Origin of the sequence: Amycolatopsis rhizosphaerae (genome assembly GCF_007713715.1) — a bacterium.
In the GTDB taxonomy this organism is placed as follows: Bacteria; Actinomycetota; Actinomycetes; order Mycobacteriales; family Pseudonocardiaceae; genus Amycolatopsis_E; species Amycolatopsis_E rhizosphaerae.
In genome coordinates this window covers 1-1,141 of the sequence record NZ_VJWX01000879.1, presented here as the reverse complement: position 1 = coordinate 1,141, position 1,141 = coordinate 1, and the positions used below count along the sequence as shown (strand labels likewise).

General features: G+C 70.6%; 1 protein-coding gene. It reads right to left on the bottom strand.

Annotated features, from left to right (window positions below):
* Positions 1-306: 306 nt before the first annotated feature.
* On the bottom strand, positions 307-936 hold the full coding sequence (locus FNH05_RS37600; RefSeq protein WP_246128174.1) for a flavin reductase family protein: 630 nt from the start codon (positions 934-936) through the stop codon (positions 307-309).
* Positions 937-1,141: the final 205 nt, after the last annotated feature.

Below are 1,141 nucleotides of genomic sequence, written 5' to 3'. Positions count from 1 at the left end.
CTCGTGCGCTTGTGTCCCACGCTCGTGCGCTTGTGTCCCACGCTCGTGCGCTTGTGTCCCACGCTCGTGCGCTTGTGTCCCACGCTCGTGCGCTTGTGTCCCACGCTCGTGCAGTGCTGGATGCCACGCACTGCCGTGAGGGGACCCCTCACCGGCAAGCAGGCAGGGCCTCGGCAAGAGTCCGGCGCCTTGAGGGGCACCGGCCCCAGACGAGCGTGGAACTCAAGCGCCTGAAGGTGAAACTCAGGCACCTGAGCGTGGGACACACCCGCCTGAAGGTGGGGCACAGGCGGGAGGGGCGTCTCGTCAGCTCGGGGAGAGCACACCGGTGCCGGTGGGCGTCTCCGACCGGAAGCTGTGCCCGAGCTGCGGCCCCAGCCCGAAGTAGTGCCGGAAGTTGTAGATCAGCGGACTCCACCGCGCCGGGTCGATGTGCTGCGTTCCCGGGACGATCAGCTCGGGCGCGCAGTGCACCCGCAGCACCCTGGCCTCGATGATCAGGAACTCGTCGCCGGCATCGGCCCGGACGGCGGCCGCGCGCGCCTCGATCTGGATGGGGCATTCGGCCAGGCGCGGCGGCCGGACCAGTTCGGCGGGCTCCGGCCGGAAACCGGCGGCGGCGAACTTGTCCGGCTCGTACCGGAACCGGTCGCGCTTGTGCTCGGGCACCGGGTCGGCGCCGGTCAGCGGCGCCAGCCGTTCCACCGCGGCCCACTGGGCCGGGCCGGGCAGGTTGATCACCAGCTCCGGGCGGGCGGTGAGGTTGCGCGCCCCCTGGCCGGTGGGGGCCAGCCCGAGCACGACCACCTCGCCCAGTGCCCAGGCCGAAGACATCGGCGTGATGTTCGCGGATCCATCCGCGTTTTCGGTGGTCAGCAGCGCGACCGGGGTGCCGAAGTACAGGATGCTCGGCGTGATGGTGATGTGTTCGATCACGGTCGCCAGGCTAGGCACGGCACGTTTCGGCGGGGGCCGAACAGTCCGGCGGGTGCTCCGCGGAGTGTCCTCAACGGACGATGCCACGGGACGGGGAACTCGTGCCCCGGAAGGTGGGACACAAACGCCGGAAGGTGGGACACAAACGCCGGAAGGTGGGACACAGGCGCCGGAAGGTGGGACTCGGGTACGGAGGGGTCAGGGG